Below are 16,860 nucleotides of genomic sequence, written 5' to 3' on the forward strand. Positions count from 1 at the left end.
TATGCTATGGACTCGCCCATGAGCACCTCGACCGCCCTTGCCGATATTCGATTGCCCGACGACCTGCCGCCGCCACTGCCCGAGCCGGCGGTGGACGAATTGCGGCTCGAAGCCGTCATGGGCGCGCTTGCCGATCCGCTGCGGCTGATCATTATCCGCAAGCTGCTGCTGGAATCGGAGGCCTATGACCACAGTTGCGGCTGGTTCGGCTTCGACCGGCCGAAATCCTCGCTGACGCATCACTTCAAGGCACTGCGGGAAGCAGGCCTCATCCGCCAGAGACAATATGGGCTCGAGCGGCGCAGCCGGGTGCGGCTGGAGGATCTCGACGCGCGCTTTCCCGGCCTGATCGATCTGGTAAAGGCATGGGAGCCCGCCGCGCCCATTGCCTGATCCATCGGGCGCTCCCGTATGTCGCGCCCTGTCGCGCCATGCGGCCGGCACATCTGAGCGCTCGAGATAGCGCGCGGCAATCTCGTCGCTCGTGGTCAGCCAAACACCCTCATGGGAGGCGATACAGGCGAGCGCCCTGTCGAGTTACCCGGCGCGGAATGGTATCCGATGACGAATGGATGAAGCACCGGCGCCATCACTAGGGTACCGAGACCATACCCGCCACGATGCGGCTTCCTTGGCCGGCAAGCGATCCCCCGCCGAAACTCGGGAGCGTCGTCGATTTCATGAAACCGCGTCTTTTCACGAGGCCTCTTGAGCAATCGGACGTCGGCTAACAAGAATGCGGGCGCCAAAGGCTGGTTGCGGCTCGACCTGTCAATCCTCGTCCGCGACAGGCACCTTGAGAATCAAGGCCCGGTCGGCCGTGACCGCGCTGCCGTCATCCGTTCGCACATCGAGGCGGATGGGTCGGCCGGTATCGCGATCCACCAGCTTCGAATGCGGCTCGCCCGGCTCGAACAGATAGCGCTCTCCCCATTGCCGCAGCGCCACCATGACCGGGAAGAGATCGCGGCCCATCTCCGTCAGATGATATTCCTGATGCGCGCCGCCATTGGCGGCCGGGACGGGCGCAAGAATGCCGCGCTCGACAAGCGTGCGCAGCCGCTGCGCCAGGATGTTCTTGGCGATGCCGAGGCTCTTCTGGAACTCACCGAAACGTGTCATCCCGTCGAAGGCATCGCGGACGATGAGCAGCGACCACCAGTCGCCGATCACATCCAGCGAGCGCGCGCTCGGGCAATAATCTCCGCTGAGGCTCTTTCGCCCGACCATCCGTCTTCCTTCAATCCAAGGGCATCGACAGGGGTTGCATTATAAAACCGATCCGCTATTGATCAAATGGTTTCATTATAAAACCGAATCAATGGAGACGCCGCGATGCGACCCGACGATGAGATGATGCTGGACCCGGACCGGGCGCTGGAGCAGAGCCGCCTGGGCGGGACAGGACGGCGACGGGACGACGGGACGGCGGATCACGGAGAGCCGCGCAAGGCGCCGCCGCTCCCCCGCCCCCTCATGCTGCTGTTTGCGGCGGCAAGCGGCCTGGCGGTGGCCAATGCCTATTTCGCGCATCCGATGCTCGACGTGATGGCCGACGATCTCGGCCTGTCGCGCGCCCATGCCGGCCTGATCGTCGGGGCGACGCAGGTCGGCTACGGATTGGGGCTCATTCTGCTGGTTCCGGCCGGCGATCTCATCGACCGGCGCCGGCTGGTCATCGTGCAATCGCTGCTCTCGGTCGCGGCGCTGGTTTCCATTGCTCTCGCGCCGAGCGCCGCAATGCTGCTCACGGCGCTGGGGGTCATGGGATTGCTGGCGGTGGTGACACAGGCCTTCGTCGCCTATGCGGCAAGCCTGGCGCGGCCGGCCGAACGCGGCCATGTGGTCGGGGTGGTGACCAGCGGGATCGTGCTCGGCATTCTGCTGGCGCGCACCATTGCCGGCACACTCACCGATCTCTCGGGCTGGCGCACCGTCTATCTCGCTTCGGCGCTGGCAACCCTCGTCATCGTCGCGCTGCTCTGGAAGGCCTTGCCCTCGCAGGAGGGCCGGCCCGCGCCGATGCCCTATCCGCGCCTGATCGGCTCGCTGTTCGCACTGCTGGTCTCCGAACCGGCCCTTCTCATCCGCGGCATCCTCTGCATGCTGATCTTCGCCAACATCACGACGCTGCTGACACCGCTGGTCCTGCCGCTGAGCGCACCGCCGTTCTCGCTGTCGCATGCGGCAATCGGCCTGTTCGGTCTCGCAGGCGCGGCCGGCGCGCTGGGAGCGGCAAGGGCCGGGCGATGGACGGACCGGGGATCGGGCCAGCGCGTCACCGGTATTTCGCTGGCGTTGATGCTGCTCGCCTGGGGACCGATCTCCCTGCTGCCGCATTCGATCCTCTGGCTGGTCATCGGCGTTGTCGTCATCGATTTCGGCCTGCAGGCCGTGCACGTCACCAATCAGGCGATGATCTACCGTGTGCGGCCCGATGCGCAGAGCCGGCTGACGGCGGGCTACATGGTCTTCTATTCCATCGGCAGTGCGCTGGGCTCGTCGCTATCGACGCTCGCCTATGCCCATGCCGGCTGGCCAGGCGTCTGCCTGCTCGGCGCCGGTATCAGCGGTCTTGCCCTTCTCTTCTGGGCCGCGACCTTGCGCATCATGCCGGCGGCCGCGACCAGAGCCCTCTCCTAAAGGCATCCGCTAGACAAACGGCCGCGCAAGCATTTCGGCGCCAAGCAGAAGCAGGCAGATCAGGAACCAGAGACGGAACGTCGCCGGGCTGACCCGGCGGCGGACGAGTTGCCCGGCCCACATGCCGGCGAGCGCCGGCACGATCGCCAGCCCCGACATGGCGAGATTGTCGAGCTGAAAGGCGCCGCGCCAGGCAAGCCCAGCCGCGAGGGCGACGGTGGAGATGGTGAAGGACAGGCCGAGCGCCTGTACCAGATCGTCCTTTTCCAGACCGAGCGCCTGAAGATAGGGCACGGCGGGGATGACGAAGACACCGGTGCCGCCGGTGACCACTCCCGTCGCCGCACCGACAACGGGCGACAGCCACGCTTCCAGCCGCATCGGCACGCGCAGCTGGCGCGCAAGCAGCGTATAGGCGGCATAGACGACCAGCGCGGCGCCGAGCGTCGCCGTCGCCAGCACGGTGTCGCCGCTCGTCAGCAGCGACGAACCGATAAGCGTACCGACGATGACGGCCAGCATCATCGGCCACAGCCGGCGCAGCAGCGGCGCGAATGTCGGACCGGCGAAGAGCTGCCAGACATTGGTGACGAAGGACGGGGCGATCAGCAGGCCGGCGGCCGCAAGCGGCGAGATCAGCGCGCCGAGCACGCCCATGGCGACCGTTGGAAGGCCCATGCCGGTAACGCCCTTGACGAGGCCGGCGGCAAAGAAGGTCGCGGCGATCGCGACCACGAAGAATAGCGAATGATCCACCATGCCGTTGACATAGAGGTTTCGGCAACGGGCGCAATGCGGATGATCCGCAGTCAGGCTTCGGCTATTCCGAAGGCTTAATATCGGTTATGCTTCCTCGCATGCGTTTCGACCTCACCGATCTTCGCCTGTTCCTCGCCGTGGTGGATGCCGGCAGCATCACCCATGGAGCAGCCGATGTCGGACTTTCGCTGCCGGCCGCCAGCGAGCGCCTGCGCGACATGGAGGCTGCCGGCGACATCAAGCTGCTCGAGCGCGGCCGGCGCGGCGTGCGGCCAACGCCAGCGGGCGAAGCGCTGGCGCATCATGCCCGCCTGATCCAACGGCAGGTGGCGCAGATGCAGGGCGAGCTCGGCGAACATGCCAGCGGCCTGCGCGCCACCGTCCGGCTGGCGGCGAATACGGCGGCGATCACCGAATTCCTGCCCGAACGGCTGGCGGCCTGGATGGCGGCGCATCCGCGCATCGATATCGATCTGAAGGAGCGGCAGAGCACCGAGATCGCCAGGGCCATTGCCGCCCGGCTGGCGGATATCGGCATTCTCTCCGACGCGGTCGACACCACCGGCCTGGAGCTGCGGCCCTTCGCCGTCGACCGGCTGGTGATGGTCGGCCCGCGCGATCATGCGCTTGCCGGTCAGAAGCGCGTCTCCTTCGCCGACATCGCGCATGATCCCTTCATCGGGCTTGCGGGCGGCGCGCTGCAGGATCACATCGATATCCAGGCGGCGAGAATGGGCATTCGGCTGAAACTGCGCATGCGCATGCGCAGTTTCGACGGCATCTGCCGCATGGCGGCCGAAGGGGCCGGTCTTGGCATCGTGCCGGAAACCGCCGCGCGCCGCTGCGGCAGGTTCGCGAAGATCGCCGCCGTTCGCCTTGGCGACGATTGGGCGACACGCCGACTGGCGGTCTGCATCCGCTCGGGAGAGGTGCTGGCGGCGCCCATGCGTGATCTTTTCGAGCATCTGGCGGCGCCGCGCGGACAATAGAATGATGGATCGATAGCCGGCGCTCCAGCTTAGGAGCCGACGACATGGCCTGGCCAGGGATTGCGACCGTCGGAAAGCCAGGAAAGCGTGTCAATCCAGAAGCCGGCGGCATGGCTGTCATGGAAGAGGTTGAAGTGGTCGATGGATTGCCGGCCGTAGTCAGCCGGCCGAAGCAGCACGGCCGTCCGGGGTGCGCCGCCGTAATAGTCGAGCGTGCGGCGAACGGCCGGCACGGTGCCGAGTTCATCGTCGGAAACGGCGATGGCGAGGATCGGTGCGTGCACCGCGGCCATGCGCGAGAGCACGGTCTGACGTTCGCCGCGCGGATGGCTGCGCTCGAAACGCCGCCCGCGAAAACTCCATTCATGGGCGACGCCGGCCGGCAGGTCCTCCAGCCATCCGAGCCTGTGGCCGGGAAAATAACCGAAAAGCGCGGTGGCGGCCGGCATGACGAGATGCCACTTGGCGAAGAGGGCAAGCCGCCGGCTCGGCATGTAATCGCCCCACCAGGCATATTGCGCGCCGACCGTCAGCATCCGGTCGATCAGCGGCGCGCTTTCGGCCAGCCCAGGCAGAAAACCGCCGACGCTGTGCCCGACCACCATCAGCGGCCCGTCGCGCCGGCGGTCGCGCATGAAACGAAGGGCGGCATCGACATCGCGCTCGCCCCAATCCCGCCAGCGATAGCCGCAGCCGCGCAGGCGTTCGGGCCGCGACAGGCCGATGCCGCGATAATCGTAGGTCAGCACATCGAAGCCATGACAGGCAAGGAAACGGGCGTAGCGATGGTAATAGCGCGCCAGCACGCCGGTCGCGGGATTGACGACGATGCTGCCGCGCGGACCGCCATCCGGCGCGTGCCATAGATGGCCGCCGAGCCGCACGCCATCCAGGCATCGGATCTCGATCGCATGGCCGTCCCCAGCCGAAAGGCGAAGCATGGTGCTGTTCATGGCGGCGAGGATAGAAGAGGGCTTGCATTGTGTATATTCACTGGTCGGTATACATCAGGGCATGAGCGATACGATCCCTCCAACGCGCGAGCGCATCATCGCGGCCGCCGGCAAGCTCTTCCATAGCGAGGGGATCAGGGCCGTCAGCGTCGATGCGGTCGCGGAAAAGGCCGGCGTCACCAAGCGGACGCTCTATTATCACTTCCGCAGCAAGGACGACCTGATCGCCGCCTATCTGGAGGCTCGCGACCAGCCGAACCTCGCCTTGTTCCAGCGCTGGTTCGCCGAGACCGACGGCGATGCCGCCGCCAAGGTGGAAGGCATCTTCCGCAATCTCGCCCGCTCGGCCAGCCATCCCAAATGGAAGGGCTGCGGCTTCCTGCGCACCTCCGTCGAGCTGATCAACCTGCCCGGACACCCGGCCATCCTGGCCGGCCGGGCGCACAAGAAGCGGATCGAGGATTGGCTATGTTCGATCTTCGAGGAGGAGGGAGCCGTCAAAGAGCCCCGGCAGCTCGCGCGCCAGGTGATCCTGCTGCTCGACGGCGCCTTCGCCGTCGTCCTGCTTCATCGCGATCCAAGCTATATGGAAGCGGCGGGAGACGCCGCCGCCCGCCTCATTCGCACATCCCTGCCGAAGCGGGATGCACCGGACGTTGGACGGGCCTGTACGGCGTTAGATCCCTAGAGCGTTTCAGCGCTTCACAGAATCGCCGAAACGCTCTAACTTCTTGTTTTTACGCAATTCCGGACGGAAAACCGCTTCGCACTTTTCCTACAATTGCTTTAGGTCCGTTCGAGCATTGGCGTGTAATTTCCAAGATCGGCCTTGATACCCAATTCGCGGAAGTAGCTCTGCGGATCGAAGCCGTTCTCCTTCTGCCGCTGCTGCGCGGCCTGCCTGGCAGTCTCGTAGGCGGCATTGTCGCGCCACTCGACAATGGTGACGACATTGAACTCTCCGGTTCCGGACACCTGTTCGAGAACCAGGTTCTGCACGCATCCATCCGCATCCCCCAGCGCCTTGTGCGTAACCCGTAGCCGGGTCATGAAAGCATCGCGCGATTGCGCCGGCACCGCGAACTTGTCCACGCGAAAAATCGAATCCGTCTTCATTCGTCTTACTCCGAGTGCAGGTTTCCCATTGATCTCATCATCGATAAATGACAACATATTGTCAATATCGATGTCCGCAATCAAAGGAAGCGCCCATGCCGGCAGATGCAGACGAACTTGGCCGCCTGATCCTTGAAGTCTTCCGCCTGAACGGGCGGCTTCTCGCAAGGGGCGACGAGATCGTCGGGCCGATCGGCCTGACGAGCGCGCGCTGGCAGGTGCTCGGCGCCATTGCGCGGCCGAAGGCTGGACGCACCGTCGCACTGATCGCCAGGGAAGCCGGCGTCGCGCGCCAGGGCGTGCAGCGCATCGTCAACGAACTCGTCCGCGACGGCCTGGTGGCCTTCCGGGACAATCCACAGCACAGGAAGGCGCAACTGGTCGTTTTGACCGGCAAGGGCGCCGATGCCTATGACGCGGCCGACCGGCTGCGCCGCGACTGGATCGGCGCACTCGCCGTCGATTTCCAATCGGCGGATATCGCGCGAGCGGTGGAGGTCCTTGCCGCGCTCCGGGAAGGCTTGTGACGTCGACAAGCCATCGCAACCTCAGAGCAGGCTTGGCCGGATGGATCACCTGACCTAGATTTCAGCCATGCAAGTGCCGGGCGAATCTCATCATGGCGAGAGGCGAGCATGGAATTCAGGGACGACGATCTCGAGATATTCGCGGCCGATGGCGCCGCTCCCCTCGCGGCTACAGCGCGCCAGGGCCATGTCGAGCATGACGGCGTCCGGATCTGGTATGCGGCCTATGGCGCCGGGCGGCCGGTGATCCTGCTGCATGGCGGTCTCGGAAACAGCGGCAATTGGGGCCATCAGGTGCCAGCGTTGGTGGAAGCTGGCTACCGGGTGATCGTCATCGACAGCCGCGGTCATGGCCGCAGCACGCGCGACGCGCGGCCCTACACATACGAGCTGATGGGCTCCGACGTGCTGGCGATAATGGACCATCTCTATATCGCCAAGGCTGCTGTCGTCGGCTGGAGCGACGGGGCGTGCACCGGCCTCATCCTTGCCAGAACCCAGCCTGAGCGCATTGCCGGCGTCTTCTATTTCGCCTGCAACATGGACCCGAGCGGCACCAAGGAATTCGTGCCGACGCCGATCGTCGACCGCTGCTTTTCCCGGCACGTCAAGGACTATGCCGCGTTGTCGGCGACGCCGGAGCAGTTCGACGCCTTCGTCGAGGCGGTGGGGCGGATGCAGCGGACGGAGCCGAACTATACCGCCGCCGACCTCGCCGAGATCCGGTCGCCGGTCGCGATCGTGCATGCCGAGCATGACGAGTTCATCAAGCGCGAGCATGCCGACTATCTTGCCCGCAGCATTCCCGGCGCGGCGCTGATCCTCCTGCCCGGCGTCAGTCACTTCGCGCCGGTGCAGCGCCCTGCGCAATTCAACGATGCCGTGCTCGCTTTTCTCGCCGGGATTTCATTCTAGCGCGAGATTCAGTTGCGCGCGTCCGATTGTTGGAATAAATGATGATCATCATCTTATTCGATAGTCCTGGGACCGAATCGCCGCTGGCCGACCCTTCCGTCCTGGGAAGCACATCCGTTCCAGGCAGGTGATTTTCATGACAGCTACCCTCTTTTCGCCGCTCGCCCTCGGTCCATACGAACTGGCGCATCGCGTCGTCATGGCGCCGCTGACGCGCATGCGGGCAAGTCAGCCGGGCAACGTGCCTTCGGCCCTGAATGCCGAATATTATGCGCAGCGCGCCTCGGCGGGCGGGCTGATCATTTCCGAGGGCTCGCAGATTTCGCCGAGCGGACAGGGCATGCCGGCGACGCCGGGCATCCATACGCCGGGGCAGATCGCCGGCTGGAAGGCGGTCACCGACGCGGTTCACGCCAAGGGCGGCCGCATCTTCCTGCAGCTCTGGCATGTCGGCCGCATCTCGCATTCGTCGCATCAGCCCGGCGGCGCGGCGCCGATCGCGCCCTCGGCGGTCGCCGCATCCGGCCAGGCCTTCACGGCCTCGTTCGAGCGCGTGCCCTTCGAAACGCCGCAGGCGATCGATATCGACCTGATGCCGCTGCTGATCGACGTCTATGCCCAGGCCGCCGCCAATGCGAAGCAGGCGGGTTTCGACGGCGTCGAGATCCACGGCGCCAACGGCTATCTGATCGAGCAATTCCTGCAGGCGCGCTCGAACCAGCGCAGCGACCAATATGGCGGCTCGATCGAGAACCGCACACGGCTGCTGCTCGAGGTGGTCGAGGCGGTGTCCGGCGTCTGGGGATCGGATCGCGTCGGCGTCCGCCTCTCCCCCTTCGGCGTCGCCAATGACAGCGGCGAGGACGATCCGCTCCGGCTCTACGGCCATGTCATCCGCGAACTGGACCGGCTCGACCTCGCCTATCTGCACCTGATCGAACCGCGCGCCAGCGGCGCCGGCCAGGCCGAGGTCGATCACAAGAACGTACCCTCGGCGGCGGAACTCTTCCGTCCCGCCTGGTCCGGGACGCTGATCGCCGCCGGCAATTTCAAGCCGGAGACCGCCGAGGCGGCGCTTGCCGCCGGCCATGCCGACGCCATCGCCTTCGGTCGCCTCTTCATCGCCAATCCGGACCTGCCGGAGCGCATCCGCCGCGGCGCGGCCCTCAATCCCTATCACCGACCGACCTTCTATGGCGGTGGAGCCGAGGGCTATACGGATTATCCGGCGCTCGACGCCAGGGAGGCCGCCGAATGAGCACGCCGAGCGCAATCATCGTCGGCGTCGGTGCCGAAAAGGGTCTTGGCGCGGCACTTTGCCGGCTACTCGCCGGCAAGGGCTATCATGTGGTCGTCGCCGGCCGTACGCCTGAAAAGATCGCAAGGGTCGCCGATGCCATCAATGCTTCCGGCGGCAGTGCCGAAGCCGTGGCGACCGACGCAACGGACGAAGCGGCCGTCATGCAGCTGTTCGAGCATGCCTTCGCGCCGCGAGACGGGATCGCGCCGCCGGATTTCGTCGTCTTCAACGCCGGCATCAACCGCCAGATCGGCTTTCGCGGCGTCACCGCCGCGCAATTCGAGGAATTCTGGCGCATCTGCTGCTTCGGCGGCTTCCTCGTCGGACGCGAGGCGGCGCGGCACCTCACCCCTCTCGGACGCGGCACGGTGATCTTCACCGGCGCCTCGGCCAGCCTGCGCGGCAAGGCCGGCTATGCGCAATTCGCCGCCGCCAAGGCGGGACTCAGAATGATCAGCCAGAGCATGGCACGCGAATTCGGCCCGCTCGGCCTGCATGTCGCCCATACGATCATCGACGGCGGCATAGATGGCGACAGGCTGCGCGCGCGGCGGCCGGAACTGGAGACGGATGGCCTGCTCAACATCGACGCCATCGCCGAGACCTATTGGCATATCCACCGCCAGCATCCCTCCGCCTGGACGCAGGAAATCGACCTGCGCCCCTATAAGGAAACCTTCTGAGACCGGCGCTCCGGACGATCCTAGCAATTTCGCGACAATGCCTTCGCGACATTGAGGAATTTTGGCTGCACGGCCTCGTCATCCTCGCCAGGGCCGGCGAATGCGCCATGGTCCGGTTCAGGCATCCCGCCCGGGATCGTGAAGGACCATGCGGAGAGGCGTCTCCCGCGGCCGAAAAGACGGTGGAGACGACCAAGAATGCCGCGTGAAGCAGGGCGCTCCCCGTCCTTGGGCAAAGACGCCGGCTCGGCGGCGTTCGGATCATTAGGATCGCCCCAGCGATCATCGTAGAGATCCTTGAAGAAGTGATTGGTCAGCATCGTTGTGCCCTATGATTTGAATCGATTCAACATCGATTCGGACCTTAGATTGAATCGGTTCAATCGTAAGCCCGGAAATTTGACTGTCAAGCGGAATTGAACCGATACAATTTCATGCTAGACTGCCTGAAGCGAAAACGGAGAGATCATTGGTCAAGGGCAGCATCAAGCTCGCGGACGTCGCCAAGGCGGCCGGGGTATCGCAGGGGACGGCCTCCAATGTTTTCAGCCGGCCCGACGTGGTGCGCGAGGAGGTGCGCGAGCATGTCCTCGAGACGGCCAGGCGTCTGGGATATCCCGGTCCGAGCCTCACGGGCCGATTGCTGCGGGCCGGAAAGGTCAATGCGATCGGCGTTGCCGCCGTGGAACCGCTTGCCTATTTTTTTAACGATCCCTGGGCGAGAGCCTTCCTGGCTGCGATTGCCGAGGTCTGCGACGCCAGCGGCACCGGCCTCGCGCTCGTCTCGGCCAAGGACCGGCAGAAGCTGGACTGGAACATCAAGAGCGCCCTGGTCGACGGTTTCATCCTTCTGTGCGTGGAAGGCGGCGAGAAACTGGTGCAGCTCACACGCGAGCGGCAATTGCCCTTCATTGCCCTGGCATTGAACGACGACGATCCATCGATCCCGTCGATCGGCGTGAACAATGTCGGCGGAGCTGCCGCCGCGGTACGACATCTGGCCGAACTCGGTCACCGGCGCTTCGCCATCCTAGCGATCGAATTTATCGATGATCATGTCGGGCCTGTCGGCGTCGCCGAGGTCGAGCGGGCGATCTATTCCAGCTCGCGAGATCGGGCGATCGGCTATTGGCAGGCGCTCGAGAGCTTCGGCATCCCGCGCCAGCAGGTCCCGATCTATGAGACGAACAACGACAGAGCAAGCGTCGAGCAGGGTCTCGAATATCTGTTTTCCGCGCCCGAACCACCGACGGCCATTCTGGCCATGTCCGACAATGCCGCGATGCTGGCCATGACCTGGCTCCAAGCACGGGGTCTTTCCGTCCCCGAAGACATCTCCATCATCGGCTTCGACGGCGTGCCGGAAGGCGCCATGATGGTGCCGGGCCTGACGACGATGGCGCAGCCGTTTGCCGAGATCGCCGCGCGTTCGGTGCGGGCTGTCATCGAGGACGCGATGCCGACGGAGCGCGAGACGATCGACGTGACATTGGTGGTACGCGGCAGCACCGCGGCGCCGAAGGGCTAGAGCGCTTCAGCTTTTCACGGAAACGCTGAGCCGCGCTATCTCTTTGTTTTCTCGCAATTCCGGACGGAAAACCGTTCCGCGCTTTTCCTGGAATTGCTCCAGGACGACGAGCGAGGCCGCCTCTCATCCCGCCTGCTGTCCGCTCTCGATGGCGGCCGTCCGCATCTCGACGACCTGGCGGGCGGCGGCCGCGACGGCATCCCTGTCGCTTGCCACCTGCACGGTCGGAACGGCGAACTGGATGCCGTTTTCGTCGAAAGACTGCTTGATCATCGCGAGCGCGTTGCGGCGGATGACCGAGAGTTCATTGGGCTTGGCGGTGATTGCCAGCCGGATTTCGATCGCGAAATCGCCGAACTGCTCGACGCCCTTCATCTTCAGCGTCTGGATAATGTTGGGCGCGAGTTCGGGATCGTCGAGCAGGCGCTGACCGATGTCCTTGATGATCCGCTTCATCTTCACCAGGTCGGTGTCGTAGGTGACCTTGACGATGATCTTGTCGATCGCCCAGTCGCGGTTCATGTTGTTGACCGCGCCGAGCGAGCCGAAGGGGATGGTCGCCAGCGGGCCGCGCTGATGGCGCAGCTTGACGGACCGCAGGCTGAAGGATTCCACCACGCCCTTGTGGCTGCCGCTTTCGATATATTCGCCGACGCGAAAAGCATCGTCCCAGAGATAGAAAATGCCGCTGATGACGTCCTTGACGATGGTCTGCGCGCCGAAGCCGACGGCGACGCCGACCACGCCGGCGCCGGCAATCAGCGGCCCGATCTGGATGCCCAGCCCCGACAGCACCATCATGATGGCGATGATACCGATGACAACGGCGAGGATATTGCGGAAGATCGGCAACAGCGTCTGCAGGCGGGCGCGGCTGGCCTTCAGCTCCTCGGAATCGGTCGCCAGCGCCGACGATTGCACCAGTTTTCCGTCGATATAGGTTTTCGTCAGATGCCAGACGAGATCGGCGACGAGCAGGATGACGATGCCGCCGAGAACGCCACGGGCGATACGGTCGACCATCGATGCGCTGCCACCCATCATCGCATTCGCCTCGACGCCCAGCATCCGGCCGAGCCAGAGGGCGGCAAAGGCGATGATCACCGCGCGCACGCCGCGATCGAGAAGCACGCTGGCAAGCTTGCCGGTGCCGAAAATGCCGTCGGCGGCATCATGCAGCGCCTCGATTGCCTGCGTCGAGACCGAAAGGGCCTTCGGCAGCAGAATGACGTAGATGCCGACCCACAGCAGGCCGTCGAAACCGGCGACCCAAAGCCCCCAAAGTGCCGCGAAAAAGATCGTCAGCAGCCAGGAGACGGTCTTCGCTCCACGCCTTTCCGTCGCGACGGGCCGCGACCAGACGGCTTCGACCGCGATCAGGAACAGACCGATACCCAGCGCATAGCCGATGAAGGCACGGGCCCCGAAGGAGAAGCCGAGCGACATGACGGCCTGCATGACCGCCCAGCCGCAGGCGAAATAGATGACGAACAGCGTGCAGCGCCGGTACCAATAGTTTGCCACCCGGCGGCGTTCGGCAATACGTGCGGCGCCGCCGTCCTCATCGAGAACATCGCTGGCGCGGCGCATGGCGGCCAGCTCCATCACCAGCCTGCCGATCGCGATCGCCAGCCGGATGGACACCAGCGCGATGACGCAGGCGATGGCGAAGTTTTCGATGATCGGCGGCCAATCGAAGGCAAGCAGCGGGATGAGCGTCGCCAGGCCATGGACGATCGCCGGCACCACGCCGCCCATGAACTGGAAGCGGGCCGTCTGCAATGGGGTCTCCTCGCCGGCCGCCCTCTCGGTGAGCCGCGTGTGCTTGGCATTGATGAGGCGGGCGACCACCAGTTCGGCCACCATGCCGAGGAAGAACAGCAGAACCACCTGGATGCCGATGCGCAGCACGCCGACCGCCTGCCCTTCGCCTTCGAGCTTCTGGGACGCCGTCATCACTTCCGACGGCAAGGTCATGACGGCGCCCGACACGACCTCCAGATGATGCCGCGTATGGCCCAGCATGCCCGACAGCACCGACATCTGATCACTGCCGCTCGCCCCGGACGTATCCGCTGCGGCGGGAGCAGGGTTCACCTGCGCCGCGAGCCATTGCTTGACGTCGGGCTCGTTCATGAGCTGGATGAGTTCACGCACCTTTTCCGGCGGCGGCGCGGCAACGGCGGCAGGCGTTGGGGATGGCGCCTGCGCGAGAGCTATGGCCGGCGCGGCAAATCCGAACAGACACAGAAGCAATATCCAGACCGACCGCCTGCCACCGCCGACAATACCCATCTATGCTGCCCTTCCCCGCACTCGACCGACCGGCCCCATTCGCACACTATACGCCTTTTTTACGCGGACAAGCAGGCACTTACACAGATCCGCAATCCAGCCGGCGGCGGCATTGCGCGTCGGCGCACAGCACGGTAGGTTTCGCCGGAAACCGCTTGGTGGCTGGGGATAGGCGCGTGCTCAATGTCCTAAAAAAGCTCTTCGGCAGGGCCAGACGGCCGCAGGCACGCATAAGCGAGCCGGCTTCGCCGCCAACCGATAGCAAGCCGGCGATCAAGAGTCTCGATCTCAACATTCCCGACGAGGCGCTGCGGGACGAGGCGCATTTTGCCGCCTATCTGCGGGAGCGCCTGCCGTTTTTCGGCGAGGTGCTGAAGGTCGATTACGATCCGGGCGCCGGCAGCCTCACCCTGCACAGCCGCAACGGCGACACGCTGACCAAATTCCTCAACAACGCGCTGCTGGCGCTGCGGGAGAAACAGGGGCCGGCAAGGGCACAGGCCCTGCTTCACTATCTCAACATGACGGAGGGCTTGGACGGCGCCGACGAGCTCGGCAAGGTCCTGCCGGTGCTGAAATCGCGCAGCTTCGTCGACGTGGCGCGGCGGCAGATGATGCATGCGGTCAAGGACGAGCCCGAGCCCCCGCAATTCGTCTACCTCGACGAAGCCGAGGATCTGGTCAAACTCTTCGTGGTCAATGGCGAGACGACGGTCAGCTATGTGATGAGCCCGATGCTCGACAACTGGGGCATCGATGCCGGCGAGCTGGCGGAAACGGCGCAGGACAATTTCCAGAAATTCCTGTCCAAGACCAGCGTGCAGATCGTCAAACGCAGCCAGTTCCAATATGTCGAGATCGACGGCCAGTTCGAATCCAGCATCGCCTTTCTGCCGCGATTCTGGGCGCAGGTGCAGGATCAATCCGGCGGCGCGGCCCCCATCGCCGCTTTCCTCTCCCGTGACAAGGTCTTCTTCACCCACGAAAACGATGCCCAGGGACTGCGGCTCCTCGAGCTGATCAGCACCGATCTCAGCGACGTGCCCTATGTTATTTCGCCGGATCAGTATCGCTGGGAGGATGGGAAATGGTCGCTGTTCAAGCGGGTGGCGCGGACGATGCAGTAGGCAGGTGAAGCGTTACTTGTATCCGTCTTCGCGACCATGGCGGATAGCCGCTATCAGCACTTCATCGCCGATGTGCCGATAGAGAACAACATAGCCATCACGCCCGAATTTGACGACGAGCTCCCTCAACCCCTGAAGCGACTCTTCCGCTGGCCGGCCCATATCGGGCTGGCTCGACAACATCTGGATCATTTGAATGATCCTCGTCGAAGCCTTCTTCGCGGCGGCAGCATTCTTGCGCTGCAAAAACTCTCTCATTCGCTCAAGATCGCGAAGAGCATGCTGCGTCAACCTTACCGATGGCATTCAGGCGGGGCCTTCTCATCCTCATCGCCCCACGTCTCCAGCCATGCAATGACTTCGTCACCCGTCACATGCAGACCAGTCGCCTGATACTCATCCAAGGAAAGGCGCGCATCCCGCAGAAGAGTGTCGCGCTTCTCTTCACGCTCCACATATTGTTCGACGGCCTCCTTGAGCAGTCGAGCCGGCTGACGGTGACGGCTGGCCGCCAATTTCTCGAGCCGCTCGTTCACATCGGGATCAATCTCTACACTGGCTTTCAAGGCGGACGACATCGAGCTCTCCTGCGCAGCTATGCTGTTCATATAGTAACAGGACCCGGCGCGAAGAACCATCCACCGGTTCGGCCAGATGGCAGCGCTACACCAACACCTTCTGGTCGACGCGGTCCTCGGCGCCGAAGAATTTCAGGTAGCGTTCGACCTCGGCCGGCTCGCCGGTAGCCTTCTGCGGGTTGTCCGAGAGCTTGACGGCCGGGCGGCCGTTGGCTTCGATGACCTTGCAGACGATCGAGATCGGGTTGAGGCCCTTGATCTCGGTCGGCGCGCAGCCGGCGAAGTCGTTGGTGAGGTTGGTGCCCCAGCCGAAGCCCATGCGCACGCGGCCCTCGAAATGCTTGTAGGTGGCGATGATCGCGTCGACATCCAGGCCGTCCGAGAAGATCAGCAGCTTCTGGCGCGGATCGCGGCCCATTTTCTTCCACCATTCGATGATCTTCTCGCCGCCTTCGATCGGCGGGGCGCTATCGGGGCGGAAACCGGTCCAGTCGGCCACCCATTCCGGCGCATTGCGCAGGAAGGAAGCCGTGCCGAAGGCATCGGGCAGGACCACGAGCAGATTGCCGCCATAAAGGCGGTTCCAGTCGCGCAGCACCTTGTAGGGCGCCTTGCCGAGTTCCTCGTCGTTCTTGGCAAGTGCCGCGGCCACCATCGGCAGTTCATGCGCGTTGGTACCGACCGCTTCGAGATCGGAATCCATGGCCAGCAGCACGTTGCTCGTTCCGGTGAAAGCGTGCGGCACGCCTTCCTTCAGCGCCTCGACGCACCAGCGCTGCCAGAGGAAGCTATGGCGCCGCCGCGTGCCGAAATCGGAGATGCGCAGGCCCGGCAACTCCCTTAGCCGCTCGACCTTCTCCCACATCTTCGCCTTGGCACGGGCATAAAGGACATCGAGCGTGAAAGGACCGAGCGCCTTAAGAGCCGAGCGCGAACGAAGCTCGTTGATGATGGCGAGCGCGGGGATCTCCCACATCGTCGTTTCCTTCCACGAACCGTGGAAGTCGAGAATATATTGCCCGTCCCGCTTCGACAGCTCATAGTCCGGTAACTGGAAATTCGACAACCAGGCCAGGAATTCCGGCTCGAAGATCTGGGCGCGGCCATAGAAACTGTTACCCGCCAGCCAGATCGCTTCCTTCTTGGAAAGCCGGAGGGTACGGGCATGATCGAGCTGTTCGCGCAGCTCCTTCTCGTCGATCACCTCGGCGAGGCGAACGCTCTTGGTGCGGTTGATCAGCGAAAAGGTGGCGTCGACGTCCGGATAGAGCTTCCAGATCATCTGCAGCATCAATAGCTTGTAGAAGTCCGTATCGATCAGGCTGCGAACGATCGGATCGAGCTTCCAGGTATGGTTATAGACACGGGTGGCGATATCCGTCTTGGTCATGTCGTTCCTGCCCCGTCTCCCTGCGCCCGGACATCGCGCTCCACGCCTGCCGCTTGA

At 64.2% G+C, this 16,860-nt stretch carries 19 protein-coding genes; 10 read left to right on the forward strand and 9 right to left on the reverse strand.

What is annotated here, in order from left to right; translation table 11 throughout:
• Positions 1-18: 18 nt before the first annotated feature.
• Positions 19-393, forward strand: a complete 375-nt coding sequence (locus FHX11_RS28655; RefSeq protein ID WP_184364372.1) for an ArsR family transcriptional regulator — start codon at positions 19-21, stop codon at positions 391-393.
• Positions 394-771: 378 nt separating this feature from the next.
• Here FHX11_RS28655 and FHX11_RS28660 read toward each other — a convergent pair whose 3' ends face one another.
• Positions 772-1,230, reverse strand: coding sequence for a helix-turn-helix domain-containing protein (locus FHX11_RS28660; RefSeq protein ID WP_184364374.1), 459 nt, complete (start codon positions 1,228-1,230; stop codon positions 772-774).
• 105 nt (positions 1,231-1,335) lie between these two features.
• On the opposite strand from FHX11_RS28660, the gene FHX11_RS28665 reads away from it, so the two are divergent.
• The gene (locus tag FHX11_RS28665) at positions 1,336-2,643 is read left to right on the forward strand and encodes an MFS transporter (RefSeq protein WP_184364376.1); all 1,308 of its coding nucleotides are present in this window, start codon (positions 1,336-1,338) and stop codon (positions 2,641-2,643) included.
• Between the two features lie 9 nt (positions 2,644-2,652).
• Here FHX11_RS28665 and FHX11_RS28670 read toward each other — a convergent pair whose 3' ends face one another.
• On the reverse strand, positions 2,653-3,402 hold the full coding sequence (locus tag FHX11_RS28670) for a sulfite exporter TauE/SafE family protein (protein WP_184364378.1): 750 nt from the start codon (positions 3,400-3,402) through the stop codon (positions 2,653-2,655).
• Between the two features lie 98 nt (positions 3,403-3,500).
• Here FHX11_RS28670 and FHX11_RS28675 point away from each other — a divergent pair, with 98 nt between their 5' ends.
• Complete coding sequence (locus FHX11_RS28675; protein WP_184364380.1) at positions 3,501-4,391, forward strand: LysR family transcriptional regulator; 891 nt, start codon at positions 3,501-3,503, stop codon at positions 4,389-4,391.
• Positions 4,392-4,420: 29 nt separating this feature from the next.
• On the opposite strand, the gene FHX11_RS28680 is transcribed toward FHX11_RS28675, so the two are convergent.
• Complete coding sequence (locus FHX11_RS28680) at positions 4,421-5,332, reverse strand: alpha/beta fold hydrolase (protein WP_246781190.1); 912 nt, start codon at positions 5,330-5,332, stop codon at positions 4,421-4,423.
• 73 nt (positions 5,333-5,405) lie between these two features.
• Here FHX11_RS28680 and FHX11_RS28685 point away from each other — a divergent pair, with 73 nt between their 5' ends.
• On the forward strand, positions 5,406-6,032 hold the full coding sequence (locus FHX11_RS28685; protein WP_184364384.1) for a TetR/AcrR family transcriptional regulator: 627 nt from the start codon (positions 5,406-5,408) through the stop codon (positions 6,030-6,032).
• A gap of 98 nt (positions 6,033-6,130) precedes the next feature.
• Here the strand turns inward: FHX11_RS28685 and FHX11_RS28690 are convergent, their stop codons facing one another.
• Entirely contained in the window at positions 6,131-6,460 is a 330-nt protein-coding gene (locus FHX11_RS28690; protein ID WP_184364386.1) for an antibiotic biosynthesis monooxygenase, read from the reverse strand.
• 95 nt (positions 6,461-6,555) lie between these two features.
• Between FHX11_RS28690 and FHX11_RS28695 the strand changes: the two genes are divergently transcribed.
• The 4 genes from FHX11_RS28695 to FHX11_RS28710 all read left to right on the forward strand — a co-directional run bounded on the left by FHX11_RS28695 (position 6,556) and on the right by FHX11_RS28710 (position 9,885).
• Complete coding sequence (locus tag FHX11_RS28695) at positions 6,556-6,987, forward strand: helix-turn-helix domain-containing protein (protein ID WP_184364388.1); 432 nt, start codon at positions 6,556-6,558, stop codon at positions 6,985-6,987.
• Between the two features lie 108 nt (positions 6,988-7,095).
• Positions 7,096-7,902 (forward strand): alpha/beta hydrolase, encoded by an 807-nt coding sequence (locus FHX11_RS28700; RefSeq protein ID WP_184364390.1) that lies wholly within the window; start codon positions 7,096-7,098, stop codon positions 7,900-7,902.
• Between the two features lie 136 nt (positions 7,903-8,038).
• A complete protein-coding gene (locus tag FHX11_RS28705; protein WP_184364392.1) occupies positions 8,039-9,160 on the forward strand; it encodes an alkene reductase in 1,122 nt (373 codons plus the stop codon).
• On the forward strand, positions 9,157-9,885 hold the full coding sequence (locus FHX11_RS28710) for an SDR family NAD(P)-dependent oxidoreductase (RefSeq protein ID WP_184364394.1): 729 nt from the start codon (positions 9,157-9,159) through the stop codon (positions 9,883-9,885). The genes FHX11_RS28705 and FHX11_RS28710 overlap by 4 nt, the downstream gene beginning before the upstream one ends.
• Positions 9,886-9,905: 20 nt before the next feature.
• Here the strand turns inward: FHX11_RS28710 and FHX11_RS28715 are convergent, their stop codons facing one another.
• Positions 9,906-10,205, reverse strand: coding sequence for a hypothetical protein (locus tag FHX11_RS28715; RefSeq protein WP_184364396.1), 300 nt, complete (start codon positions 10,203-10,205; stop codon positions 9,906-9,908).
• Positions 10,206-10,354: 149 nt separating this feature from the next.
• Here FHX11_RS28715 and FHX11_RS28720 point away from each other — a divergent pair, with 149 nt between their 5' ends.
• Entirely contained in the window at positions 10,355-11,413 is a 1,059-nt protein-coding gene (locus FHX11_RS28720) for a LacI family DNA-binding transcriptional regulator (protein WP_184364398.1), read from the forward strand.
• Positions 11,414-11,536: 123 nt separating this feature from the next.
• Here FHX11_RS28720 and FHX11_RS28725 read toward each other — a convergent pair whose 3' ends face one another.
• Positions 11,537-13,708, reverse strand: coding sequence for a mechanosensitive ion channel family protein (locus tag FHX11_RS28725; RefSeq protein WP_184364400.1), 2,172 nt, complete (start codon positions 13,706-13,708; stop codon positions 11,537-11,539).
• A 176-nt stretch (positions 13,709-13,884) separates the two neighbouring features.
• Between FHX11_RS28725 and FHX11_RS28730 the strand changes: the two genes are divergently transcribed.
• A complete protein-coding gene (locus FHX11_RS28730) occupies positions 13,885-14,835 on the forward strand; it encodes a hypothetical protein (RefSeq protein WP_184364402.1) in 951 nt (316 codons plus the stop codon).
• A gap of 12 nt (positions 14,836-14,847) precedes the next feature.
• On the opposite strand, the gene FHX11_RS28735 is transcribed toward FHX11_RS28730, so the two are convergent.
• The 3 genes from FHX11_RS28735 to pncB all read right to left on the reverse strand — a co-directional run bounded on the left by FHX11_RS28735 (position 14,848) and on the right by pncB (position 16,803).
• Positions 14,848-15,081, reverse strand: a complete 234-nt coding sequence (locus FHX11_RS28735; protein WP_246781191.1) for a type II toxin-antitoxin system RelE/ParE family toxin — start codon at positions 15,079-15,081, stop codon at positions 14,848-14,850.
• Positions 15,082-15,128: 47 nt separating this feature from the next.
• A complete protein-coding gene (locus FHX11_RS28740) occupies positions 15,129-15,413 on the reverse strand; it encodes a CopG family transcriptional regulator (RefSeq protein WP_184364409.1) in 285 nt (94 codons plus the stop codon).
• Between the two features lie 85 nt (positions 15,414-15,498).
• On the reverse strand, positions 15,499-16,803 hold the full coding sequence (gene pncB, locus FHX11_RS28745) for a nicotinate phosphoribosyltransferase (protein ID WP_184364414.1): 1,305 nt from the start codon (positions 16,801-16,803) through the stop codon (positions 15,499-15,501).
• Positions 16,804-16,860: the final 57 nt, after the last annotated feature.

The sequence above is a fragment of the Rhizobium sp. BK602 genome, assembly GCF_014195095.1.
Classification (GTDB): domain Bacteria; phylum Pseudomonadota; class Alphaproteobacteria; order Rhizobiales; family Rhizobiaceae; genus Rhizobium.